The following is a 24650-nucleotide window of genomic DNA, read 5'->3' as shown; positions in this document are numbered from 1 at the left end:
CGGAGTAGAGCCATGCCTCATGACGCACAACAACCAGCCCAACGCGTAATGGTTCTTTACACCGGCGGCACCATTGGCATGCAGGCCAGCGCCAACGGCCTGGCACCGGCCTCCGGTTTCGAAGCGCGAATGGCCGGGCAACTGGCCGAGCACCCGGAACTGGTGGTGCCGCAGTGGCACTTTCGCGAGATGTCGCCGCTGATCGACAGCGCCAACATGACGCCTTCCTACTGGTTGCGTCTGCGCGAGGCGGTAATCGAGGCGGTTGAGGTCGACGGTTGCGATGCAGTGCTGGTTCTGCATGGCACCGACACCCTGGCGTACAGCGCAGCGGCGATGAGCTTCCAGTTGCTGGGGTTCAGCGCGCCGGTGCTGTTCACCGGCTCTATGCTGCCTGCCGGCGTGCAGGACAGCGATGCCTGGGAAAACGTCAACGGCGCCCTGCTGGCGCTGGGGTCGGGTCTGGTGTCAGGCGTTCAGTTGTATTTTCACGGGCAACTGATGACACCTGTACGCTGCGCGAAAATTCGCAGCTTCGGCCGTCAACCGTTCGCACCGCTGCAACGCTCGCGTGGCGGCCATGCGGTGGTTTCGCTCCCTGACGCATTGAACTATCGCCAGCCGAAGACACTGGCAGAGGTCGCAGTATTACCACTGTTTCCGGGTGTCGGTGCTGCTCAGCTGGACGGTTTGATCAATAGCGGTATCCGCGGTCTGGTGCTCGAGTGCTTTGGCAGCGGCACAGGCCCAAGTGACGATCCGCAATTTCTGGCCAGTCTGGAGAACGCCCGAGCGCTGGGTGTCTGTGTGGTCGCGATTACCCAGTGCCATGAGGGCGGTGTCGAACTGGATGTCTACGAAGCGGGGAGCCGACTGCGTGGTGCAGGCGTGCTCTCCGGTGGTGGCATGACCCGTGAGGCCGCGCTCGGCAAGCTGCATGCGCTGCTGGGCGCACGCCTGACGACCGAGGAAGTACGGCGCCTGGTCGAACTGGACCTGTGTGGCGAGCTGCGTTAAGCGGCTACTTCTGCTTTACCCGAGGCGTCACGCACTCGCGCGACGCCTCACCCCTTCATGAAGCCTTGCATTCTTCCTGCGCGCCCCTGAGCATCGAATCCAGATTGCGCTCGATGTTTTCGCACAACGCCGTCATCTGAATCTCATGTTCACTGGCACGGAACGGGCTCTGCAGGTCAGTACCGATCTTCTCGATCGCCAACAGCATGAAACCCACCACCGTCGACGCCAGCGGCGTGAACCAGCCAAGGGTCTCCACCAGACCAATCGGTACGATAAGGCAGAACAGCGTGATGAACAGGCGCGGAAAGGCTACGTACGGATAAGGCAACGGTGTATTGGCAATACGCTCCATGCCGCCCTGGCAATTGGAGATGTCCACCATGGTCGACTCCAGACGTGCCAGACGAATGCTGTCCAGCCGCCCGGCCTGATACTCCTTGGCCAACAGCGCAGCCGACGTATTGAGCAGGTCGTTGGGAAAGTTGTTGGTGTCGTGACGACGTTCAAATTCCTCGCGAGGAATCAGCATCTGAACCTCATCACCACATTTGGCGCCCTTCAGGTGCGCAGACAGGCACTTCACATACGCGACATGGCGACGCAACAGTGTGGCCTTGACCGGGTTGATCCCGTCGTCATCCTCGACCAGCGTCAGCACTTGCCGAGCGAAGCTGCGTGAACTGTTGACCAGCGCACCCCATAGCGTCCTGGCTTCCCACCAGCGGTTATAGGCACTTGAGTTGCGGAAGCTGGTCAGCACCACCAGCGCCGAGCCCAGCAGGGTCAACGGCATGGACGGCAAGGTGATCTTGCGTTCCAGGTAGAGCATGAAGTCGACCGTGACAATCACGTCCCAGATCAAAAGCCAGAAAAGCGACCATCCTACGTAGCCGATGGTCTTGCCGAGAAAACGGATTTTCGAAATGATCGTTTGCTGCAAAAGAACCACCCCATCGAAAAATAAGCGAACCGCATACGCACAGTTACCGCATGGCCTTTGAATACGAAACCGGCAGTTGGTTCGCAAGCGGCCCGCTTGTCTCGGGGTTTCAGACGTTTTCAGCAGCCATTAAGAGCCACCTGTGGACGCTCGCCGGTGAAGAAAATCGGCCGCAGGCGGACACCAACGACGTTACCGGCGTAGGCCGCTACCAGCCACAGCCAGCCGTGCAGGCTGCCGGATGCGATACCGCTGAAGTACGCACCAATGTTGCAGCCGTAGGCCAGTCGCGAACCGTAGCCCAGCAGCAAGCCGCCGATGACCGCCGCCACCAGCGAGCGCGTGGGGATATCGAGGCTGGGTGCAAAACGACCTGCCAGACCTGCCGCCAGCAAGGCACCGAGCATGATGCCGATGTCCATCACACTGGTGATGTCTTCCCACACCGGAGCCGCCAGCGCCTTGGCGTTTGCAGCGCTCTGCCAGAACACCCAGCTGCCGACGTCTACCCCCAGCCCGCTGGCCGCTTTTGCACCCCACAGCGCGAACGCCGAGGTGATGCCCCACGGACGACCGGCCAACGCCAGCGTTGCGTAATTGAGAAGCGCCAGCGCGACAGCGCCCCAGACCAGAATCCACGGCCCGCGCAGCACACGACTCAGACCGCGATGGTCCGTGGCTGGCGGCGTTTCAAGCTGGCCATGACGGCGCTTTTCGAGCTTGACGGTCACCAGGGCGATCAAGCCGAACAGCGCCAGATTGACCAGCAGCGCAGGCAGCACGCCGAAGGTTTTGACCACCGACACCGCCGGGAACGAAGGCAGGGCAAACCACCAGTCGACGTGATGGGTGGCAATCAGTGAGCCGAGGATGAAAAACAGCAAGGTCACCAGCATCCGCGCATTGCCACCACCGGCAGTGAACAGTGTGCCGGACGCACAGCCACCGCCCAGCTGCATGCCGATGCCGAAAATGAACGCGCCGACGACGACCGAAATCCCGACCGGAGCAACCAGACCAGTGACTGGCTGGCCAAACAGCGTGCCCGCGCCCAGTGCCGGGAAAAACAACACAACGGCGACCGCCAGCATGACCATTTGCGCGCGCAGGCCTGCACCCCGCCGCTCGCGGATGAACACCCGCCAGGCCGAGGTGAAACCAAATGCCGCGTGATACAGCGTTACGCCCAACGCCGCGCCGACGATCCACAGCATCACCTGACGGGTGCCGACACTGAGCAGAAGGAACTGGGCGCCCATCAGCAGCAGGAACAGCGCGGCCAGCGGCGCGCCGAACTTGCGTCCGGGTGTTGCAGTAAGAGAGTTGTTCATGGGTATCTCAAGGACAGGTAACAGAAAGCGCAGATTATACGCCTGCCAAGGGGACTACTCGGACCAGACCTCGCGCAGTCTGTTCAATGCCTCGACCATCTCGTCCTCGGGCACTGCGGCAAACCCCAGCACCAGCCCGGCCCGGTTATCCACAGGCTCAGTGGAATCAGGCAGCCAGTAATCACTCAGGGCATTCATTTCGACCCCGACGCCATTGGCCTTGGCAATCAGCGCCTGCTCACGCGCCACGCTGTCGACCTTGACCATGACATGCAGCCCGGCAACCCCTCTGGGCATTGTCGCGCATCCCGGAATATCGGCAGGCCAGTTATCCAGCAGCACATTGCGCCGACTGAGCGCCGCGCGCCGCATGCGACGTATGTGTCGCTGGAAATGACCCGACGCAATAAATTGCGCCATGACCGCCTGAACGCCAATTTCGGTATGGCGCATGTCCACGGCCTTGCGCTGGCTGAACATCGGCACCAGTTGCTCTGGCAAAACCAGATACCCGAGGCGCAGCGCCGGGAAGGCGATTTTGCCGAACGTCCCGACGTAGAGCACGCGCGCGTTGCGGTCGAGCGCGGCCAGAGGCGCCAATGGTGAACCGCTGTAGCGATACTCACCGTCGTAATCATCCTCGACAATCCAGCCGTTGTGCTTCTCGGCCCAGGCCAGCAACTCCAAGCGCCTTGCCAGGCTCATCACCACGCCGGTCGGGTATTGGTGTGAAGGTGTCACGTAGGCCAGCCTGCAGTCTGCCTGCTCGAGGTCGGCGCAACGCATGCCTTCGTTATCCACAGCCACCCCGTGCAATCGGGCACCTGCCAGTGCAAACGCATGACCGGCCGCCCGATACCCCGGATTCTCAACGGCGACGCCCTCGCCCGGGGCAAGAAGCAACTGTGCACAAAGGCTGATCGCATGCTGTGCACCACTGGTGATCACAATTTGCTCAGCACTGCAATGCAGCCCACGCGATGAGCGCAGGTAGACCGCAATCAGTTCACGTAACCGCGAGTCTCCCGCCGCCGACCCATAACCGAGCTGAGCAAGGTCCGGCTTGCGCCAAAAAGCGGCATACAGCTTGCCCCACAAGGCAAAGGGGAAAAGATCGAACGCCGGTACGCCTACCCGAAAGGCCCGCGGCCTACCCGTTGGTGGTTCATGCAAACGATGCTTTTCGAGCAGCGCGCGTGTCGGGTTGTGGATAACTTCACAGGAGGAATCTGACGGCATTTCAGCCGCGATTGTGGACAAACCTGTGCGTAACCCTGTGGATAGACCTGTGGGTAAGTTGGTGGATAGTTTTTTACGGCTTGCCCGTCGGGGCGCAGCGCTTGCTTCAGAGAGCTGCGCGACATACGTGCCGTCGCCAACGCGCCCTTCAATGAAGCCCTCGGCATACAGCTGGTCGTAGGCCCGTATCACGCTGTTACGGGAGATGCCCAGTGAATGTGCCAAATCGCGGCTGGCTGGCAGGCGCGTGCCGCTGCTCAGGCGCCCATCGAGGACCTGCTGGCGCAACAGGCTATAAAGCTGCTTGCTCAGGCCCTGATTCGGGTCCAGCGCGATACCGGTGAGCGTGGACGGAAACGCAACGGGGACATCAGGCATGCATTGGCCCTATTGAAACTATAAAAAATGGATCTTACATCAGACCAATGCCTTGCCTACGATCCGGTCATCAGCCAAGGATATTCCCCATGTACATACCCGCCGCTTTCAAAGACAACGACACACCGAGCCTGCATCAGCAGATGGAGCAGACGCGCCTGGCGATTCTGGTCACTGACGGCGCAGAGGGCTTGCAGGCGACCCACCTGCCGCTGCTGTTGCGCCGCGACGAAGGCCCCCGAGGCACACTTTACGGGCATCTGGCCAAAGCCAATGCACAGTGGCAGCAGTTGAGCTCCGGCGCCGAAGCACTGGTGGTTTTTCCTGGCGGCGATGCCTACGTCAGCCCGTCGTTCTACCCAGGCAAGGCAGAGCACGGCAAGGTCGTACCCACATGGAATTATGTGGCCGTGCATGCCTATGGGCAGGCCGAGGTTTTTACCGACGTCGCGCACTTGCATCAATTGCTGGCTGACCTGACCCATCGTCATGAATCCGGCCGGGCGCAACCCTGGTCCATTGACGATGCGCCGGCGGACTACATCGCAAAAATGCTTGGAGCGATTGTCGGATTCGCCATTCCGGTGCAGCGGCTACAGGGCAAACGTAAACTCAGTCAGAATCGCAACGCTGCGGACATAACCGGTGTGCGCGACGGCCTCGCCGCAAGCCAGGATGCAAATGACCAACTGATCGCTCGCTTGATGAGCGAAGGAAGCAGCTCATGACCGATGTGCGAATTCGCCCCGTTAGCGTCGACGATCATCACGCGTGGCTGCCTCTGTGGCAGGCCTATCTGCGCTTCTACAACACCGAGCTGGCCGAAGGCGTCAGCGACACCACCTGGCAACGCCTTGTGGCCCCAAACGAACCGACTCACTCGGCGCTCGCCTGGCTGGGTGACGAGGCGGTGGGCATGGTGAACTTCATCTACCATCGCTCCAACTGGAGCATCAATAACGCCTGTTACCTGCAAGATCTGATCGTCGCACCCGAAAAACGCGGAACAGGCATCGGCAGGCGACTGATCGAGTTTGTCTATGCCACGGCCAAGGCAGACGGTTGCGACAAGGTGCACTGGCTGACCCACGAAACCAACGCCACGGCCATTCAGTTGTACGAGCGAATCGCCGAACGGCCCGGCCTCATACAATTTCGCAAAGCACTCTGAAACAGGAAGTGACTGATGTCCGACACCCTGCTGGACTGGCAAGCCGCTGCATTACCCACGCCCCATACACTGACAGGCCGTTTCATTCGCCTGGAAAAACTCGATGTCGCGCGTCACGCCGATGACTTGTGGGCGGCATTTGAAGGCCCGAATGCGGACCCGAAGCTGTGGGATTATCTGCCTTACGGGCCGTTCATCGACCGTAGCGCCTTCGATGCGTGGCTGGTCGGGCATCAGGCAGCCACCGATCCTTGGTTTTACACCGTGGTCGATCAGCAGACCGATAAGGCCGAAGGCGTCATCAGCCTGATGTCGATTGTCGCTGCCCACGGGCGAATCGAAATAGGTCATGTCACCTTCAGCGCCGCCATGCAACGCACGCCCAAAGGCACCGAAGCCATTTACCTGCTGGCCAGAGAGGCCTTCGCACTGGGCTATCGCCGCCTGGAATGGAAGTGCAACGCCAACAATGCCCGCTCCAAACGCGCTGCCGAGCGATTCGGCTTCAGCTACGAAGGCACCTTTCGCCAGCACATGGTGGTCAAAGGCCAGAGCAGGGATACCGCGTGGTACTCGATCCTCGACAGCGAATGGCCTGAATTACGAAAGGCATTTGAAAACTGGCTGGCTGTGGATAACTTCACTGACGGGCAACAGATCAAGGGGCTTGAGGCGTTTCGCTGATCCTGAGGACGCAAGGCGCCCAGAACTGCATTCCCACGTTGGAGCGTGCGGAACGATAGTCGTGACCACTGGGCCCGCCTGCACAAAAAAAAGGGAAGCCACGAGTGCTTCCCTGAGGTAAACCTTTGGATGATGCGCAGGTGTCAGCTCAACCTTCGATCTCGATCAGCAATTCGCCCGGATTGACGCGGTCGCCCTTGGCGACGTGGATGGCGACGACCTTGCCTGCGACCGACGCCTGAACCTCGGTCTCCATCTTCATCGCTTCAGTGATCAGCACTGCCTGACCGGCCTTGACCACATCGCCCTCCTTGACCAGCACATCGACGATGTTGCCGGGCATGGTCGTGCTGACGTCGCCCGGTGCATGGGCTTGCTTGCGTTTACTGGCCCCGCCGCCGACGAATTCGTTGAGCGGCTCGAACACCACCTCTTCCGGCATGCCGTCTATGGTCAGGTAGAAGTGGCGCTTGCCCTCAGCCTTGACGCCCACACCGGTGATGTCGACCCGATAAGTCTCGCCGTGCACATCAATGACGAACTCGGTCGGTACGCCCTCACCGCCTGCCTTCGCCACGCTTCCGGCTTCGGGAATCGGCAGCAGCACTTCCGGCGCCAGCGTCCCGGCAGCGCGTTCCTCCAGGAACTTGCGGCCAATGTCCGGGAACATGGCAAACGTCAGCACGTCCTCTTCGGACTTGGCCAACGCGCCGATATCGGCCCTTAGCTTGGTCATCTCCGGCTTGAGCAGGTCGGCCGGACGAACATCGATCAGTTCTTCATTGCCGATCGCCTGGCGACGCAGCTTCTCATCCACCTGCCCCGGCGCCTTGCCGTACCCTCCCTGCAGATACAGCTTCACTTCATTGGTGATGGTTTTGTAACGCTCCCCGGCCAACACGTTGAAGAACGCCTGAGTACCGACGATCTGCGAAGTCGGAGTGACCAATGGCGGATAACCGAGGTCTTTGCGCACGCGCGGAATTTCAGCCAGTACTTCGCTCATGCGGTTGAGTGCGCCCTGCTCCTTCAACTGATTGGCCAGGTTGGAAATCATCCCGCCCGGCACCTGGTTAACCTGCACCCGAGTGTCGACTGCAGTAAATTCGCTCTCGAACTGATGGTATTTCTTACGCACCGCGTAGAAATACAGACCGATTTCCTGCAGCAGTTCCAGGTCCAGCCCGGTGTCGAACTCGCTGCCCTTGAGCGCGGCCACCATCGATTCGGTGCCCGGATGGCTGGTGCCCCAGGCAAAGCTGGAAATCGCCGTGTCGATATGGTCCGCGCCGCTTTCGATCGCCTTGAGCTGGCACATCGCGGCCAGACCGGCCGTGTCATGCGAGTGGATGAACACCGGCAACGACTGCTCGGCCTTCAGCGCCTTGACCAGCTCACCCGTGGCATAAGGCGTCAACAGGCCGGCCATGTCCTTGATCGCCACCGAGTCACAGCCCATGGCTTCCATCTGCCGGGCCTGCGCCACGAAGGCCTCGATGGTATGCACCGGGCTGGTGGTGTAGGCGATGGTGCCCTGTGCATGTTTGCCCGCCGCTTTCACCGCCTCGATGGCAACCCGCAGGTTACGCACATCGTTCATGGCATCGAAAATACGGAACACATCAATACCGTTGACCGCCGCCTTGGCGACAAACGCCTTGACCACGTCATCGCTGTAATGCCGATAACCCAGCAGGTTCTGGCCACGCAGGAGCATCTGCAACCGGGTATTGGGCAGGGCCGCACGCAGCTGGCGCAGACGTTCCCACGGGTCTTCCTTGAGAAAACGCACGCAGGCATCGAAGGTGGCGCCGCCCCAGACTTCCAGCGACCAGTAGCCGACCTGGTCGAGCTTGTCGCAGATCGGCAGCATGTCTTCGGTACGCATGCGCGTCGCCAGCAACGATTGATGAGCGTCACGCAGGATGGTGTCGGTTACGAAAATCTTCTTGGACATTTCACTGTTCCTTACAGACCGGCGTGTGCGGCAATGGCGGCGGCGATGGCCAGGGCCAGCTCTTCGGGTTTGCGTTTGATCGAATAATTGGTCAGCTCGGGGTGGCTCTCGACAAAGCTGGTGTTGAACTCACCGCTGCGGAACTCCGGGTTGCGGAGGATTTCCTGGTAATAGGCAGCCGTGGTCTTGACCCCTTGCAGGCGCATGTCATCGAGCGCACGCAGGCCGCGGTCCATGGCCTCCTCCCAGGTCAACGCCCAGACAATCAGCTTCAGGCACATCGAGTCATAGAACGGCGGAATGGTGTAGCCGGTATAAATCGCCGTGTCGGTGCGCACGCCAGGTCCGCCGGGCGCGTAATAACGAGTGATCTTGCCGAAGCTGGGCAGGAAGTTGTTCTTCGGGTCCTCGGCATTGATCCGGAACTGCAGGGCAAAACCGCGATGGATGATGTCTTCCTGCTTGACCGACAGCGGCAGACCGGAGGCAGTACGGATCTGCTCGCGAACGATATCAATGCCGGTGATTTCTTCGGTGATGGTGTGCTCGACCTGCACCCGGGTGTTCATTTCCATGAAGTACACCTCGCCCTCGGCGAGCAGAAACTCCACGGTGCCAGCGTTCTCGTAACCAACCGCCTTGGCCGCACGTACCGACAGATCGCCGATGTAGGCGCGCTGTTCGGGCGTCAGCTGCGGGCTGGGGGCGATTTCGATGAGCTTCTGATTGCGTCGCTGAATCGAACAGTCGCGCTCGAACAGGTGCACCACATTGCCAAAGCTGTCGCCCAGAATCTGCGCTTCAATGTGCTTGGGATTGACGATGCACTTCTCAAGAAAGACTTCTGCCGAACCGAAGGCCTTGGTCGCTTCGGAAATCACGCGCGGGAAGGCCTGCTCGAGTTCTTCGCGGCTGTTGCAGCGACGGATACCACGTCCACCGCCCCCGGAAGTGGCCTTGAGCATCACCGGGTAACCGATACGCTCGCCCTCGGCCAGCGCCTCGTCGATATCTGCCACGTTGCCTTCGGTACCGGGCGTGACCGGCACACCGGCCTTGATCATGCTGCGTCGGGCCTCGGTCTTGTCCCCCATGCGGCGAATCACTTCGGCTGAGGGACCGATGAATTTGATCCCTCGTTCGGCACAGATATCGGCCAGTTCGGTATTCTCGGAAAGAAAGCCGTAACCGGGATGCAGCGCATCGCAGCCGGTTTCCACTGCCAGATTCACCAACTTGCGCGGGTTCAGGTAACCCGCCAGAGGTTCGGCACCAATGCTGTAGGCTTCGTCGGCACGTTTGACATGCAAGGCATGCCGGTCAGCGTCGGAAAAGATCGCCACCGAGCGAATGCCCATCTCGGCGCATGCACGCACGATACGAACGGCAATCTCCCCGCGGTTGGCGATCAGAATTTTTGTTATCACTGGCGTTTCCCTCGACCCACACTTGTAACCGTGTATGTGACTGAATGTCGCAGAGCCACCCTATGCCGAATCGAGGATTAACAAAAATGAGTAAAAGTTGGGAGGTGCATAAGTAAAAGCTTATAGTTAGCGCTTCGGTTGGATAGTGGAGCGTTTGTAAATGCGTAAGTCATTGATGCGTATGACATTGCGTCAGTTGCGCATTTTCAATGAGGTGTGCGATCTGCGCTCCTACAGCCGTGCGGCTGAAGAAATGTCGCTCACACAGCCCGCTGTCAGCCTGCAGATTCGACAGCTCGAAGAGCTGATCGGCCAGCCGCTGTTCGAATACGTCAGCAAAAAGCTCTACCTGACCGAAGCGGCGCAAGCCCTGCAACAGGCCAGCCGGGATATTTTCGGGCGCCTGGAAAGCCTGGACATGCAGCTTTCCGATATGCAGGGCTCACTGCAAGGCCAGTTGAAGCTGGCAGTCGAATCGAGCTGCAAGTACTTCATCCCCCACCTGTTCGCCGCCTTCAAGCGCCAGCACCCGGAAGTCAGCCTGAGCCTGATGGTGGTCAATCGCGCGCAAGTCATCAGGCGCCTGGCGGATAACCGCGATGATCTTGTGGTGATGTCGGCAGTGCCCCTGGACATGGGCCTGGAGTTCTTGCCGTTCCTGAATAACCCGATTGTCGCCGTGGCACCGCCTGACCATCCGCTGAGCACCCGCACGGCGCTGAACCTGAAAGACCTGGAGCCATGGCCGTTGCTGACCCGGGAAACAGGATCGGGCACGCGACGGGCCTGCGAGGAGTTCTTCAAGGAGAAGCGCGTGCACTTCACGCAGACGCTGGAAGTCTCTTCCAGCGAAGCACAACGTGAATGCGTGGTTGCCGGGCTGGGCCTGGCGATGCTGACCCGACACGCGGTCTGCCAGGAACTCGCCACAGGCGCCCTGATTGAGCTGCCCGTGGCGGAGTTGCCACTGTATCGAAGCTGGTGCGTGGCTCAGGCCGGGGACAAACGCCTTTCACCCGTGGCACATGCGTTTCTTGCGTTCATCCGCACCGAACGTGCGCAGATCAGCCAGCTTGTCGAGCGTTTCGACGGTCGACCGCGGGCAACTTGATCGTCTGCCAGACAGCGTTATCCATGCCATCCATGTAGTCACACAGCTCCTGATTGAGCTGACGTGCCTCACTGTAGCTTTCAATTGCCCGACGAAACTCCATGCGACGCTGATCTTCCTGCTGACGGCGGGTTTTCACGGTGCTGGTAGGTAAATCATCGTAATGCCGAGCCATATCCTGTCTCCCAATACGTTTTGTGGGAGCACCAGAATGGAGCGTGACAGTGACAATCAGACGGCACGCAGGTGACAGATCGATGAACTTTCGTTCAGCGCTCATCAAAAAAATTTCAAAAAATATATATGTATTGCCGCTCGCTGACGCGCCACACACAAACTTGCCCTGCTGAAAGCAACTCACTCATTAAACAATTACTAGCAAGGAGCTACCCAATGACGACCAAAGACAAAAACTGGATCGCGCGTGATGACAGAACGCCGGAAGTTAATACGCTGACCGTGGCTGGCCTGGTGCCTACATCCGCCAGTCACTCTCTCCCATGGCTGAGTCTGCGCAACATACCGAGCGAAGCGGGCCAATTGAATCTGGACCTCAACTACTACGCGACAGGTCTGGGGCCGTGGACAGGGCGCGAGACACCCGCCGTATACGCCCAGCCCAGCGATGCATCCATCACCTCCGTCCGTATCTATCAAGACGACGAGTTGCTGGTAAGCATCGATGAGCTGACCGTTATACAGTGATCAACAAGTAACAGATTCAGTAAAGCCCTCGCCAGACGCCTCAGGGTTTCCGGGGAGGGCTTTCTTCGTTGCGCAAGCTGACTGCAGCGGACACATGACAGTCTGGTTAATTCTTGTAACGTGATAGCCGGAAAAAAACGCCAAAAGTATACAATTACCGCATCTCGGGAGCCGAATCGATAGAAACTGGCCCTGCAGGATGCAATTCACTCATTACCTCAATTAATCCAGTCGCGGGCCCCTGCCAATAACCGCAGGTCATTGGCGGGACTCTTGACGTCGTTTTCAAATTGAAAACGACGTCAATCTTCGTGAGCCTTGATCGACTTCGGCGACAGGCGCAAACCACGCAGGCTGCGTTTGACGCTTTTGAGATGGTTCACCAGACCGGGGCCGCGCGCCATTGCAACGCCCATTGCCAGCACATCAATGACCACCAGGTGGGCAATGCGAGAAGTCAGCGGCGTGTAGATTTCGGTGTCTTCATGCACGTCGATGGCCAGATTGACCGACGACAGCTCGGCCAGCGGCGTCTGACTGGGGCACAGGGTGATCAGCGTCGCGCCGCTCTCGCGGACCAGATTGGCGGTGATCAGCAGATCCTTCGAACGCCCTGACTGCGAAATGCACACCGCAACATCGGTCGGCTTGAGCGTAACGGCTGACATCGCCTGCATGTGCGGATCGGAATACGCCGCAGCGGTCAGCAGCAAACGAAAGAACTTGTGCTGCGCATCAGCGGCTACTGCACCGGACGCGCCAAACCCGTAGAACTCGACCCGATTGGCTCCGGCCATGGCCGTGACCGCCAATTGCAACGCATGGGGGTCGAGGTTTTCGCGCACTTCCATGAGCGTGTGCAGCGTGGTGTCGAAAATCTTCAGGCTGTAGTCGGCGACCGAATCGTCTTCGTGAATCGCGAACTGCCCAAAACTTGCGCCCGCCGCGAGGCTCTGCGCCAGCTTCAGCTTGAGGTCCTGAAACCCGGTGCAACCGATGGCGCGGCAGAAACGCACGATGGTCGGCTCGCTGATACCGACGCTGTGCGCCAGGTCTGCCATGGAACTGTGCATCACGGCCGCAGGGTCGAGCAGCACATGGTCGGCTACCTTGAGCTCCGATTTGCGCAGCAAATTACGTGACTGGGCGATGTGTTGCAGCAGATTCAAGGGGCAGACTCGGCAAAAGAGAGGTGGGCTGGGTTGTAGCTTTCTTGTAGTTATACTACATGACCCGCCAGCCGCCCAGTTAAACGAAGCTGGAACGTGCCGTGCGGGCGTTATCAGCGGCAATTGTGGGAATAATCCTACATTAAGCCGAATCGCCCGTCAGACACTGCCTGCTCACAGGTAAAGGTAGACGCAACGCATTCGCTCCCGGCAACAGGCGACGACCGGTCGTCAGCGCCCCGCCATTTTTATTGCCTGACGCAAAGCATGGTTTGCCCGTCATCGCGCGGCACCCTAGAATGCGCTGATGCGCGATGATCTCTCTCTTCTTCTGAATTCCCTCAACGATGCCCAACGTCAGGCCGTAGCCGCCTCTCTGGGTCGTCAGTTGGTCCTGGCTGGTGCTGGCTCCGGCAAAACCCGTGTGCTGGTGCATCGCATCGCATGGCTGATGCAGGTCGAGCAAGCCTCCCCGCATTCGGTCCTGTCGGTGACGTTCACCAACAAGGCGGCTGCCGAAATGCGCCACCGTATCGAGCAGCTGATGGGCATCAGCCCGGCTGGCATGTGGGTGGGCACCTTCCACGGGCTGGCCCACCGTTTGCTGCGTGCGCACTGGCAGGAAGCCGGGCTGGTACAGACCTTCCAGATTCTCGACAGCGATGACCAGCAGCGTCTGGTAAAGCGCGTGATGCGCGAGTTGGGTCTGGACGAACAACGCTGGCCTGCACGCCAGGCCCAGTGGTTCATCAATGGTCAGAAAGACGAAGGCCTGCGCCCGAAACATATTCAGGCCAGCGGCGACCTGTTCCTGACCACCATGAAAAGCGTCTACGAAGCCTACGAGATCGCCTGCCAGCGGGCCGGCGTCATCGACTTCTCCGAACTGCTGCTGCGCGCACTCGACCTGTGGCGCGATAACCCGGGCTTGCTGGCGCATTATCAGCGCCGCTTCCGTCACGTCCTGGTGGACGAGTTCCAGGACACCAACGCCGTGCAGTACGCGTGGCTGCGCCTGCTCGCTCAGGGCGGTGACAGCCTGATGGTGGTCGGCGACGACGATCAGTCCATTTACGGCTGGCGCGGCGCGAAGATCGAGAACATCCACCAGTATTCCTCTGACTTCCCGGACACCGAAGTCATCCGCCTTGAGCAGAACTACCGCTCCACGGCGAGCATTCTCAAGGCTGCCAACGGCTTGATCATCAATAACAGTGGTCGCCTGGGCAAGGAGTTGTGGACCGACGTTGGTGATGGCGAGCTGATCAATCTGTACGCCGCGTTCAACGAGCACGATGAAGCGCGTTACGTGGTCGAGACCATCGAGAGCGCGCTGAAAACCGGTATTTCGCGCAACGACATCGCCATTCTGTACCGCTCCAACGCCCAGTCGCGGGTACTCGAAGAAGCCCTGCTGCGTGAGCGTATTCCGTACCGCATCTATGGCGGACAGCGCTTCTTCGAACGCGCTGAAATCAAGAACGCCATGGCCTACATGCGTTTGCTGGAAGGCCGTGGCAACGATGCGGCGCTGGAGCGGGTGATCAACGTTCCGGCGCGCGGCATCGGTGAAAAGACCGTCGAAGCGATTCGCGAACATGCGCGTCATGCCGACGTTTCAATGTGGGAAGCCATGCGCCTGCTGGTGGCCAACAAGGGCCTGACCGGACGCGCCGCCACTGCCTTGGGCGGGTTCATCGAGCTGATCGAGAACCTCGCGGCCAAGGTCATGGAAATGCCGCTGCACCTGATGACCCAGACGGTGATCGAACAGTCCGGGCTGATTACCTATCACGAGCAGGAAAAAGGCGAGAAAGGTCAGGCGCGAGTAGAAAACCTTGAGGAACTGGTCAGCGCGGCCCGTGCTTTCGAGAATCACGAAAGCGAAGAAGACCTGACGCCACTGGCAGCGTTTTTGGGGCATGCCTCGCTGGAAGCGGGCGACACCCAGGCGCAGGAGCATGAAGACAGTATTCAGCTGATGACCCTGCACAGCGCCAAGGGCCTGGAATTCCCGCACGTGTTTCTGGTGGGCATGGAGGAAGGGCTGTTCCCGCACAAGATGAGTCTGGAGGAACCGGGCCGTCTTGAAGAGGAACGGCGCCTGGCTTACGTCGGTATCACCCGGGCCATGAAACAGCTGGTGATGACCTACGCCGAAACGCGTCGCCTGTACGGCAGCGAAACCTACAACAAGGTCTCGCGTTTCGTACGCGAGATTCCGCCTGCGCTGATTCAGGAAGTCCGACTGTCCAACAGCGTCAACCGTCCGTTCGGTGGCACGCCGAAATTCAACAGCAGCAGCCTGTTCAACGGCACCGGCATTCCGGAAACCGAGTTCACCATGGGCCAGCGCGTCCAGCATGCGGTGTTCGGCGAAGGCGTGATCCTCAACTTCGAAGGCGCTGGCGCCCAGGCCCGGGTGCAGGTCAACTTCCCCGAGGGCAGCAAGTGGCTGATGATGGGCTACGCGAAGCTGGTGCCGTTGTAGGCCGGTCGATCATTGTCCATGCGCCCATGACTATCGTTCCCACGCCGTAGCGTGAGGAACGATAATCCTCGTACACATCTTACGAAGCGCGTAGAAAAGTCCTACGCTGTTTATGTAAAAGTCCGAAACACTAACGCGCTGGTCATGTCGCCATCCGCTGTGCAACATGGCGCGCGTGCAATCACAAAACGGGAATACCCTTATGCAACGTTTTCTAAGCATCGCGATGGCGCTGTGCATCGGGCTCACCATGAGCCTGGATGTGAACGCCGCGCGCTTCGGTGGCGGTAAGAGCATGGGCTCGGCGCCTACGCACCAGACACGTCAGGCCGCCCCCTCCACGCCTGCGGCAGCGCCCAACGCTGCGGGCCGTCCTGCCCCTGCGGCAAGCGGTGCTTCGCGCTGGCTGGGCCCATTGGCCGGTATCGCTGCCGGCGGCCTGCTCGCGTCGATGTTCATGGGTGACGGCTTCAACGGCCTGCAACTGTTCGACATCCTGATCATGGGCCTCATCGCCTTCCTGATCTTCCGCTTCATTGCGCGTCGTCGTCAGCAGCAACAGCCGAAAATGGCCGCTGCCGGTGCGCCGTACCAGCGTGAAACCAGCCAGCCTGCGCAGAACCCGATCTTCGGCAGTTCTTCCCCGGCCTCCGCTGCGCCAGTGATCAACGCACCGGCCTGGTTCAATGAACAGCGCTTCCTGGACGCTGCTCGCGGCCACTTCCAGTCGCTGCAGCAGCACTGGGACGCCAACGAAATGGACAAGATTGCCGAGTTCGTCACTCCGCAAATGCTGCAGTTCCTGAAAAAGGAACGTGCGGACCTGGGCGACGGCTTCCAGTCGACTTACATCGAGAACCTCAATGTCCAGCTGGACGGTGTGGATGACCGGGCCGACAAGACCATCGCCACGCTGACGTTCTCGGGCGTGTCCAAGACCTCGCGTTTCGACCAGGGCGAAGTGTTCAGCGAAAGCTGGAACATGGAACGCCCGCAAGGCGATAACCAGCCCTGGCTGGTGGCAGGAATTCGCCAGAACGGTTGAACCAGAACCCGTTCTCGCGTTCAGAACCCCGGATATGTCCGGGGTTTTTGTTTATCCGTTCGGATAGTTATTTTGAGAAAGGCTTTACGCTACTGTATAACCCGCGCCATCAAGTGAGAGGATCTGTGTCGTGGAAGAAGTCATTGAACAACTGCGTGAAGCAAATGAACCGGTTCCGGTTCCGCTTGAGCTGCCTGACGAAGACCAACTGGTCGAGATCGAGGAACAGCTGTTCATCAACATTCCGTTTGTCTTCAAGGAATTTCTCCTGACAGTCAGCGATGTGGTGTATGGCAGCCTTGAACCCGTCACGGTGACCGACCCGCAGTCGCACACCTACCTGCCAGACGTGGCTGCCACGGCCTGGGATCTGGGCGTGCCGCGCGAGCTGATTCCGATCTGCCAGGACGGTGACGATTATTACTGCGTCGAGGAAGACGGCACGGTGCTGCTGTGGTCCGCCGAGGAAGAACTGGTTACCGAAGACAGCTGGGAATCGGTCTGGCACTGGGCTCGGGATGTCTGGCTGGAAAGCTGAGACACCCCTGCTGCGCAGTATTCAAGAATCTCCGGGCCTCAGTGCCCGGAGTTCTCTTGATGGTTACCCAGTGTTTCCAGTAACGCAATCTGCATCCGCGTATGCACGCGGATCAGCCAGCGCCACAGCAACGCGGCGACCAGGGCGGCTATCAGTCCAACCACCAGCAGCAGTTCGTTGGCCGGCAGAATGCTTGCCGACAATGCCGCCAGCATCACGAAAATCACCACCAGCGATAACAGCGGAATCACCTCGGCCACGACCTTGCGCACGCGCACGGTATGCCGGCCCGCCATCTCGGGTTTCACCCCCATCTCGGCCAGCAGCATCGACAGCGCCTTGAGCTTGCGATAAGCGGCAATCAGAAACGGCAGTGACAGCAGCAGCGCCGCGCCGCAGATCCAGGCTTTCTGATGGCTGATATCGGCCACCCACTCGCTCATGTAGCCGCCAAGACGCTCGGCAAAATAGCCACCGCTGAAAAAGATCGCCATCACCAGCGCCAGGTTGACGCCGACCTGCAAGAGAATCCGCCTGATCATACCGGCAAGGACTGCACTCTGGCCTTGCGGCTGAATGCTGCGCAACCACTCGCCGTACATGCCGAACACCCGGGCAACGCGCCGAGGCATGATCGCCGCCAGCTTGAGCGACAACGGGTCTGCGCCGCGAATCAGATACGGTGTCAGCAGGGTGGTGATGGCGGACACGGCGACTGCCACCGGGTACAGAAAGTCGCTGGTGACCTGCAGGGTCATGCCCAGCGCCGCGATGATGAAGGAAAACTCGCCAATCTGTGACAGTCCCATGCCCACGCGCAGCGAGGTACGGCCATCGTTGCCTGCGATAAAGGCACCCAGACCGCAGGACAGCATCTTGCCCAGCACCACGGCAACGGTAATGACGGCGATCGGCCAGGCGTATTGCAGCAGGATGCCCGGATCGATCATCAAACCGATGGCCGCGAAAAAGATGGCACTGAACATGTCGCGAACCGGCTCGATAAGGCGCTCGATCTTCAGCAGCTCACGCGACTCGGCCATGATTGCGCCGATCAGGAAGGCACCCAGTACCATGCTGTATTCCAGCTTGACCACCAGCAGACAGAAGCCGAAACACAGGCCCAGCACGGTGATCAGCAGCATCTCGTTGCTTTCGAACCTGGCGACATAGGACAGCAATCGAGGCACCACGAGGATGCCGACCACCAGCGCCACGATCATGAACAGCGACAGCTTGCCGACGGTGGAGAACACTTCCCCGGAACTGACCGAGCCGCTGACAGCGATGCCGGACAACAGCGCGATGATGCCGATGCCGAGAATGTCTTCCACGATCAACACGCCGAAGATCAACTGGGCAAAGCGCTGGTTCTTCATCTTCAGGTCGTTGAGCGCCTTGACGATGATGGTGGTGGAGGAGATCGCCAGAATCGCGCCGAGAAACAGCGAGTCCATGGTTTTCCAGCCAAAGAACTGCCCGATCTCGTAACCGATCCAGATCATCAGGGCAATTTCCAGAAAGGCCGCGATGAACGCCGTGGCGCCCACCTTGAACAGCTTACGCAGGCTGAATTCCAGCCCCAGGCAGAACATCAGGAAGATCACCCCCAGTTCGGCCAGAATTTTGATGGTTTCTTCGTCATGGATCAGACTGAACGGCGGAGTGTGCGGACCGATGATGAACCCGGCAACGATATACCCCAATACCACCGGCTGCCTGAGGCGATGGAACAGAATGGTTACCACGCCGGCCACCAGCATGATCACTGCCAGATCCTGAATGAAATTGATGGCATGCATGGTGGCGAAGCTCCTTGTGATGATGATGTTGCAAACCGATATCGCCGTGTCCTACAGGGCGACAGCCATCCTTTTCGTCATTAAAATCCGATAAAGACGCAGGAAAAACCCCGATCCACAGGTTTTTGCAGGTTAACACCGCCCCCTTCGACATAAAGGCGGTGCAATATATGGAAACAGATAGTTATGACGCGTGACGGCCGCCTGTTGGCCAGCGTCCCGATAACTGTCACAAGCCCCTTGAGCGCCAGCATAGGCGCCCCTTGAACACCTTGACCGTGTGAGTACGCTATGGAACCCGGAAACGCCCAGCTGTCGATGACTGTATTAATGACCCCGGACATGGCCAACTTCTCTGGCAACGTACACGGTGGCACGCTGCTCAAGTACCTGGACGAAGTGGCCTATGCATGTGCCAGCCGCTACGCCGGACGCTACGTGGTGACGCTGTCGGTAGACCAGGTGATTTTCCGTGAGCCGGTGCATGTCGGCGAACTGGTGACCTTTCTCGCCTCGGTCAATTACACCGGCAACACGTCCATGGAGGTGGGCATCAAGGTGGTCACCGAAAATATCCGCGAGCGGTCGGTACGCCATTCCAACAGCTGCTTCTTCACCATGGTTGCCGTGGACGACAATCGCAAGCCCGCCAGCGTGCCGCCCCTGGAGCCCGAATCGGCCGATGCCAAGCGGCGTTTCATCCAGGCGCAGCAACGCCGCCAGATCCGCCAGGAACTGGAAAAGCGTTATCAGGAGATCAAGGAAGAAGCGTTGTAATTTTCTGGCTCGGGCATCGATGCCCGAGCCTTTGAGGGTATGGCGCTTACAAACGCACGGCTTCGAACTTTACCCGTGGGTGCGCGATGCGATCCTGAGCGCGCACCAGTTCCAGCTCGTAGCTGCCACAGGCCTGGGTTTCCAGCAGCACCTCATGGACGGCGGCCGCAGCGAACTCGAATGCTGCAACCAGATCGTCGCCCAGCAGCACACGCGACAGGAACAACCCGGAGGTCAGATCACCCACGCCGACCGGCTGACGCGGAAACGCCAGTAACGGGCGGCGCAGGTGCCAGCTGGCCTCGGCGGTGACCAACAGCATTTCAAAGCCATCGGCGGCCTTGCCGGGGTAATCGAGGTGTTTCACCACCACCGCTTTGGGGCCACGCGCCAGCAAAGCCCGCGCCATCGCCAGGCAGTCGTGCAGTGATTCGGGCTTGCGCCCCGAGAAGCTGTCCAGCTCCAGTTGATTGGGGCACATGAAGTCCGCCATGGCCGCCGCTTCCTGCAGCAGGAAGTCACTGACTTCAGGCGCTACGATGCAGCCTTTTTCAGGGTGGCCCATCACCGGGTCGCAGAGGTACAGCGCCTTCGGATTGGCCGCCTTGATGCGTGCCACGCCGGTCAGAATCGCCCTGCCCTGCGCCGCACTGCCCAGATACCCCGACAGCACCGCGTCACAGTTGCCCAGCTCGCCAATGGCGGCAATCCCGTCGATCAGCGCAGGAATCTGCTGCGGAGCCAGCACTTCACCGGTCCACTGCTTGTATTGCGTGTGGTTGGAGAACTGGACCGTGTTGAGCGGCCAGACGTTAACCCCGATACGCTGCATCGGGAACACCGCTGCGCTGTTGCCGGCGTGGCCGAATACCACATGGGACTGGATAGCGAGCAAATGAGGCGTACGTTTCATGGGGAGCGGAATCCTGAACACGATGCAAATGCAATAATGAGAAATATAAGTCGCGCAGTATGGCTGTAAATCACTCAGGACAGTTAAGCTGACGACTCCTACGCTGGAGCACTCCGTCATGCTGACCCTGGGAAACATCTTCGTGCTGATGCTGTTCGCGAGCGCCGCGGCCTGGTGGTGGCACGCCCATGGTCTGCGCGAAAAAGCGCTGGCACGCGTCAAGCAGCACTGCGAACGCCTTGAGCTGCAACTGCTGGACGACGCGGTTGCCCTGCGCCGCCTGACCTTCGCGCGCGACGCTCAAGGCCGCAAACGCCTGGCCCGCGTGTATGGCTTCGAGTTCACCGTGACCGGCGAGCAACGTCACCCTGGCACGATCACCCTGTTCGGCGCGCACACTGCGCAAATCGAACTGGCACCCTACCCGTTTGAAATCAAAACACCACCGCCCAGCGCTGAAGTTATTCAGATGAGCGAATGGCGTCAATCGCATCAGAAATGGAAGCAGTAGCCGAGCACGACGCTGGCTGCCGCGATTCAGCGCTCATCCTTACACAAGTGCGCTTTGACTATCGTGCCAATGCTCTGCGTTGGCATGCCGTTCCGGACGCTCTTCGTCCTGCCTTCAGTTATTAACTGGCAGCTGTCACGCCAGGCATCCCGCCATCTGCGCCTGCAACTTATCCACATCCTGAGCGGTGGCAAAGATCAACTCAAGGCGTGAGTCCTGACGCCATTCGCTGACTTGCCAGGCCAGCGGAGCCCCATCAACCACGTTGCCGGAATACCAGCCGCCCTCGCTGTGGATAACCATCTTCGCCCGCCGCCAATCAAGGCTTTCCAGCCAGTGCAGGATGCGCTGCAGATCGAAGCGCTGCGAGGGATGCCAGCGCCAGCCGATGCTCCAGCCGTCGGCACTGACCTGACTCAGACAGATCGGCACCTTCGGGTCGGTCCATAGCGCGGGCAAGTGGCCGACGCCGTTGGGCAGCATCAGCTTATCCACAGCCTGTTTATCCACAGCAGTACCGCTGGCAAACCCTGGCACACGGTTCAGAAGCAGCTCCCCATGTCGGGTCCAGATCAAGGCGTGTGGCAGCAACTGTTCGGCCAATGCCTGGCGAGAGACATCATCCAGTTGCTCGGACTTGTTCATGACCACCAGCCCGGCATGTGCCAGCGCTTCCTGCTGAGTACTCGGCAACGGCTGTCCGGCGAGCATTGCCTGCGCGTCCAGCACCACCACGCCGGGCTGCACATCCAGGACGCCGCGCCACGGCGCTTCGCCCAATTGCGTCATAAGTTGCGCGGGATGGCCCAGCCCTGAAGGCTCGATCAATAAACGATCAGGCCGCGCCTTGCGCAATAAACGCCCCAGGCCGATCTGGAACGGCACGCCATTGACGCAACACAGGCAGCCGCCAGCCACTTCGCCAAGTGCGATACCATCGGCATCCGTGGTCAGCAGCGCGGCGTCCAGGCCGATCTGCCCGAATTCGTTGATCAATATGGCCCAGCGCTCATGGGCAGGCTTCTGCGCCAGCAGGCGCTTGATCAGGCTGGTCTTGCCGGCGCCCAGCGGGCCACCGATGACATGCGTCGGTATGTTTTGCAGCATGAGATCACTTTTGGCGAATGCGTGGTTCATTGAAGAGCAAGGAAGGATAACGATGCAAGTAATGCGGCTGCCTGCCCGCCTGGTGTTGATGTTGCTGACAGTGTCTTCCGGTTCGGCGTGGGCCGAAGCGTGTCTGGTCCACAGCCAGGCCGAAAGGCTCGACGTGAAGGTCTGCCAGGAAAATATCAACATCCCGGCAAACCTGTTTCACGACAGCTTCTGCCAGCCGCAACTGGCCGGGCAGAAGACCGAGACCACTTACTCGCAACAGTGCCCGGCAGGCGCCTTCGGTGTCTGCCGCAATGCGCAGGTTGCCAATATGCCGTATCGCGAGCATATCCACTATTACGGCGTCGCCGGTGACGCGCTGTACCTCAAGCCTTTCTGCGAAGGCCAGAGCAAGGGGCAGTGGATAACTCCTGACTGATCTTCAAGCCAGCCAGTCCAGCGTCAGAATCAACCTGCGCTCGTTGCGCAGCAGTTGCGGCGAGCGATGGATCAGGCCAAAACCTTCATTGCCGTGCCAGCGTTCGCCCTTGAGCAGCGCCACTTCACCGCTGTTGATCTGCTGGATACGGGCAGCATCCGTCGGCTCGGCGTCCAGACACCCCAGTTGTTTACGGTCCATCACCCCTTCATGCAGCCATTGACTGCCAACCCCGCCATAAGTGGTGATAAGACGTACCGGCACATGATCGACATGGAAGCGCGGGCACATGGCCTTGTCGAGCACCCGCAAACGCAGGCCAACGCACTCGGCACCCAGCAGACAGGCATAGGCGCCGACCAGCCAGGAAACGTCGGCAACGAACCCCTGATAGCCCAGCAGATCGGAGTAGCCCGATGCCAGCGCGCTCAAGTCAGGCTCGACCTCGCCGCCCCGCACTTCCAGGGTCATGGACTCGGCCAGAGGCTCGTTCATCGACAGTAGCAAGGCGCCGAAGTCCTCTATGTGTGCAGGCAATTGACGCTGCCAGAGCGCAAGGTTGACGCCGTCCTGCAGAATCTCGCTCAACACGTCGGGCGTATCACCGTGCGCCTGGCGGACTGCGGTTTCAGGTTTAAAACGATAAGCCAGCATCAGGCAGCCACCTCTTCGTACCAATCGCCAAACGGATCGGCCAGCGCACGCCAACGCTCGACACCCGCCTCCATCTCCGCATCAGTGAGCAGGCAGTTATCCAGCTCGGCGGTCAGCCGCACAAAATCGATGTTCTGGCCGATGAACACCAGTTCCTGCCGACAGTCGCCGGTTTCAGTCGACCAGTTCTCCAGAATGGATTTGACGCTTTCCTTGTCCTCGGGCCAGCTGTCTCGGTTCACGAAACGCCACCAGCGTCCGGCAAAGCCATGGCGCATCAAGCCGCCTGCCTGCGACCAACTGCCTGCGTCCTTGTATTTGCTGGCCAGCCAGAAGAAGCCTTTGGAGCGCAGCAGCTTGCCGTTGCCCCAGGGACGATTGATGAAATCGAAAAAGCGCTCCGGATGGAACGGTCGGCGAGCGCGATAGGCCGTTGATGCTATGCCGTACTCTTCGGTTTCCGGCGTGTGTTCGCCACGCATTTCCTTGAGCCAGCCCGGTGCCTGGGAAGCGCGCTGGAAGTCAAAACGCCCGGTGTTGAGAATCGTCGCCAACGGCACCTGGCCCATCACCATCGGTACGATCTCGGCCTCCGGGTTGAGGCGCTTGAGGATCGCCATCAGCTCTTCACGCTCACTGGAGCTGATCAGGTCGATCTTGCTGAGCAGGATGACGTCGGCAAACTCGATCTGCTCGATCAGCAGGTCGGTGATCGAGCGATCATCGTCTTCACCCAGGGTTTCACCGCGTGTGGACAGACCGTCTGCCGCCTCGTAATCGAGCAGGAAGTTCACGCCGTCGACTACGGTGACCATGGTGTCCAGGCGCGCCAGGTCCATCAGGCTTTTGCCGGCCTCGTCGCGGAAGGTGAAGGTTTCAGCCACGGGCAACGGCTCGGAGATTCCTGTGGATTCGATCAATAAGTAATCAAAACGACCGTCCTGAGCCAGACGGCTGACCTCTTCGAGCAGGTCCTCGCGCAGGGTGCAGCAGATGCAGCCATTGCTCATCTCGATCAGCTTTTCTTCGGCACGGTTCAGGCTGACATCACGCTGAACTTCGCTGCCGTCGATGTTGATCTCGCTCATGTCATTGACGATCACCGCAACCCGCAGGTTTTCACGGTTGCGCAGCACATAATTGAGTAAAGTGCTTTTACCGGCCCCGAGAAAACCGGACAAAACGGTAACGGGTAGAAGATTTGCCATCAGGACTCTCCAGGCAGCTGCAAGGCTTGAACCTTGTTCATATCG

24 protein-coding genes are annotated in these 24650 nt (G+C 59.7%); 12 read left to right on the top strand and 12 right to left on the bottom strand.

Annotation, left to right across the window (positions count from 1 at the left end; translation table 11 throughout):
* Nucleotides 1-12 precede the first annotated feature (12 nt).
* A complete protein-coding gene (locus LCH65_RS16940) occupies nt 13-1017 on the top strand; it encodes an asparaginase (protein ID WP_003432830.1) in 1005 nt (334 codons plus the stop codon).
* Between the two features lie 55 nt (nt 1018-1072).
* Here LCH65_RS16940 and LCH65_RS16935 read toward each other — a convergent pair whose 3' ends face one another.
* From LCH65_RS16935 to LCH65_RS16925, 3 genes are all read right to left on the bottom strand, one after another.
* A complete protein-coding gene (locus tag LCH65_RS16935) occupies nt 1073-1960 on the bottom strand; it encodes a bestrophin family ion channel (RefSeq protein WP_003316074.1) in 888 nt (295 codons plus the stop codon).
* A 119-nt stretch (nt 1961-2079) separates the two neighbouring features.
* Nucleotides 2080-3291 (bottom strand): YeeE/YedE family protein, encoded by a 1212-nt coding sequence (locus LCH65_RS16930; RefSeq protein WP_003432829.1) that lies wholly within the window; start codon nt 3289-3291, stop codon nt 2080-2082.
* 54 nt (nt 3292-3345) lie between these two features.
* Complete coding sequence (locus LCH65_RS16925) at nt 3346-4908, bottom strand: PLP-dependent aminotransferase family protein (RefSeq protein WP_226439649.1); 1563 nt, start codon at nt 4906-4908, stop codon at nt 3346-3348.
* Nucleotides 4909-4997: 89 nt separating this feature from the next.
* On the opposite strand from LCH65_RS16925, the gene LCH65_RS16920 reads away from it, so the two are divergent.
* Genes LCH65_RS16920 through LCH65_RS16910 form a run of 3 tightly spaced genes read left to right on the top strand, consistent with a single transcriptional unit; the run spans nt 4998 to nt 6763 of the window.
* A complete protein-coding gene (locus tag LCH65_RS16920; protein WP_226439648.1) occupies nt 4998-5636 on the top strand; it encodes an FMN-binding negative transcriptional regulator in 639 nt (212 codons plus the stop codon).
* On the top strand, nt 5633-6079 hold the full coding sequence (locus LCH65_RS16915) for a GNAT family N-acetyltransferase (protein WP_058398165.1): 447 nt from the start codon (nt 5633-5635) through the stop codon (nt 6077-6079). Before LCH65_RS16920 ends, LCH65_RS16915 begins: the two co-directional genes overlap by 4 nt.
* 15 nt (nt 6080-6094) lie before the next feature.
* The gene (locus LCH65_RS16910) at nt 6095-6763 is read left to right on the top strand and encodes a GNAT family protein (RefSeq protein ID WP_044310360.1); all 669 of its coding nucleotides are present in this window, start codon (nt 6095-6097) and stop codon (nt 6761-6763) included.
* Nucleotides 6764-6911: 148 nt separating this feature from the next.
* Here LCH65_RS16910 and oadA read toward each other — a convergent pair whose 3' ends face one another.
* Both oadA and LCH65_RS16900 read right to left on the bottom strand, forming a co-directional pair.
* Nucleotides 6912-8720: a sodium-extruding oxaloacetate decarboxylase subunit alpha gene (oadA, locus tag LCH65_RS16905; protein WP_226439647.1), complete on the bottom strand. Its 1809-nt coding sequence runs from the start codon at nt 8718-8720 to the stop codon at nt 6912-6914.
* An 11-nt stretch (nt 8721-8731) separates the two neighbouring features.
* On the bottom strand, nt 8732-10147 hold the full coding sequence (locus LCH65_RS16900; protein ID WP_226439646.1) for an acetyl-CoA carboxylase biotin carboxylase subunit: 1416 nt from the start codon (nt 10145-10147) through the stop codon (nt 8732-8734).
* A gap of 160 nt (nt 10148-10307) precedes the next feature.
* Between LCH65_RS16900 and LCH65_RS16895 the strand changes: the two genes are divergently transcribed.
* Nucleotides 10308-11258, top strand: coding sequence for a LysR family transcriptional regulator (locus LCH65_RS16895; RefSeq protein ID WP_054082255.1), 951 nt, complete (start codon nt 10308-10310; stop codon nt 11256-11258).
* Here the strand turns inward: LCH65_RS16895 and LCH65_RS16890 are convergent.
* Nucleotides 11212-11397 (bottom strand): hypothetical protein, encoded by a 186-nt coding sequence (locus LCH65_RS16890; RefSeq protein WP_003316061.1) that lies wholly within the window; start codon nt 11395-11397, stop codon nt 11212-11214. The genes LCH65_RS16895 and LCH65_RS16890 overlap by 47 nt on opposite strands.
* 254 nt (nt 11398-11651) lie before the next feature.
* Here LCH65_RS16890 and LCH65_RS16885 point away from each other — a divergent pair, with 254 nt between their 5' ends.
* The gene (locus tag LCH65_RS16885) at nt 11652-11963 is read left to right on the top strand and encodes a hypothetical protein (protein ID WP_003432821.1); all 312 of its coding nucleotides are present in this window, start codon (nt 11652-11654) and stop codon (nt 11961-11963) included.
* A 302-nt stretch (nt 11964-12265) separates the two neighbouring features.
* Here the strand turns inward: LCH65_RS16885 and hexR are convergent, their stop codons facing one another.
* Nucleotides 12266-13132: a transcriptional regulator HexR gene (hexR, locus tag LCH65_RS16880; protein ID WP_003367945.1), complete on the bottom strand. Its 867-nt coding sequence runs from the start codon at nt 13130-13132 to the stop codon at nt 12266-12268.
* A 307-nt stretch (nt 13133-13439) separates the two neighbouring features.
* Between hexR and uvrD the strand changes: the two genes are divergently transcribed.
* From uvrD to LCH65_RS16865, 3 genes are all read left to right on the top strand, one after another.
* Entirely contained in the window at nt 13440-15623 is a 2184-nt protein-coding gene (uvrD, locus tag LCH65_RS16875; protein WP_003367943.1) for a DNA helicase II, read from the top strand.
* A gap of 202 nt (nt 15624-15825) precedes the next feature.
* The gene (locus LCH65_RS16870) at nt 15826-16668 is read left to right on the top strand and encodes a Tim44 domain-containing protein (protein WP_003432820.1); all 843 of its coding nucleotides are present in this window, start codon (nt 15826-15828) and stop codon (nt 16666-16668) included.
* A 130-nt stretch (nt 16669-16798) separates the two neighbouring features.
* A complete protein-coding gene (locus tag LCH65_RS16865; RefSeq protein WP_003316056.1) occupies nt 16799-17206 on the top strand; it encodes an SMI1/KNR4 family protein in 408 nt (135 codons plus the stop codon).
* 38 nt (nt 17207-17244) lie between these two features.
* Here the strand turns inward: LCH65_RS16865 and LCH65_RS16860 are convergent, their stop codons facing one another.
* Complete coding sequence (locus LCH65_RS16860) at nt 17245-19008, bottom strand: cation:proton antiporter (protein WP_226439645.1); 1764 nt, start codon at nt 19006-19008, stop codon at nt 17245-17247.
* A 291-nt stretch (nt 19009-19299) separates the two neighbouring features.
* Between LCH65_RS16860 and LCH65_RS16855 the strand changes: the two genes are divergently transcribed.
* Nucleotides 19300-19785: an acyl-CoA thioesterase gene (locus tag LCH65_RS16855; protein ID WP_003367933.1), complete on the top strand. Its 486-nt coding sequence runs from the start codon at nt 19300-19302 to the stop codon at nt 19783-19785.
* Nucleotides 19786-19831: 46 nt separating this feature from the next.
* Here the strand turns inward: LCH65_RS16855 and pdxY are convergent, their stop codons facing one another.
* Complete coding sequence (gene pdxY / locus LCH65_RS16850) at nt 19832-20698, bottom strand: pyridoxal kinase PdxY (RefSeq protein ID WP_054082256.1); 867 nt, start codon at nt 20696-20698, stop codon at nt 19832-19834.
* A 118-nt stretch (nt 20699-20816) separates the two neighbouring features.
* Between pdxY and LCH65_RS16845 the strand changes: the two genes are divergently transcribed.
* The gene (locus LCH65_RS16845) at nt 20817-21209 is read left to right on the top strand and encodes a DUF3301 domain-containing protein (protein ID WP_003367929.1); all 393 of its coding nucleotides are present in this window, start codon (nt 20817-20819) and stop codon (nt 21207-21209) included.
* Between the two features lie 135 nt (nt 21210-21344).
* On the opposite strand, the gene LCH65_RS16840 is transcribed toward LCH65_RS16845, so the two are convergent.
* Nucleotides 21345-22316, bottom strand: a complete 972-nt coding sequence (locus tag LCH65_RS16840; protein ID WP_122241471.1) for a CobW family GTP-binding protein — start codon at nt 22314-22316, stop codon at nt 21345-21347.
* A 52-nt stretch (nt 22317-22368) separates the two neighbouring features.
* On the opposite strand from LCH65_RS16840, the gene LCH65_RS16835 reads away from it, so the two are divergent.
* Nucleotides 22369-22743: a hypothetical protein gene (locus LCH65_RS16835; protein ID WP_003367925.1), complete on the top strand. Its 375-nt coding sequence runs from the start codon at nt 22369-22371 to the stop codon at nt 22741-22743.
* A gap of 3 nt (nt 22744-22746) precedes the next feature.
* On the opposite strand, the gene LCH65_RS16830 is transcribed toward LCH65_RS16835, so the two are convergent.
* Complete coding sequence (locus LCH65_RS16830) at nt 22747-23397, bottom strand: DUF1826 domain-containing protein (protein WP_054082257.1); 651 nt, start codon at nt 23395-23397, stop codon at nt 22747-22749.
* Entirely contained in the window at nt 23397-24605 is a 1209-nt protein-coding gene (zigA, locus tag LCH65_RS16825; RefSeq protein ID WP_054082258.1) for a zinc metallochaperone GTPase ZigA, read from the bottom strand. Before zigA ends, LCH65_RS16830 begins: the two co-directional genes overlap by 1 nt.
* Nucleotides 24606-24650 lie beyond the last annotated feature (45 nt).

The organism is Pseudomonas sp. MWU16-30316 (genome assembly GCF_020515645.1).
In the GTDB taxonomy this organism is placed as follows: Bacteria; Pseudomonadota; Gammaproteobacteria; order Pseudomonadales; family Pseudomonadaceae; genus Aquipseudomonas; species Aquipseudomonas cerasi.
Note: the sequence above shows the minus strand (reverse complement) of the source record. Positions and strands in the feature narration are given on the sequence as shown.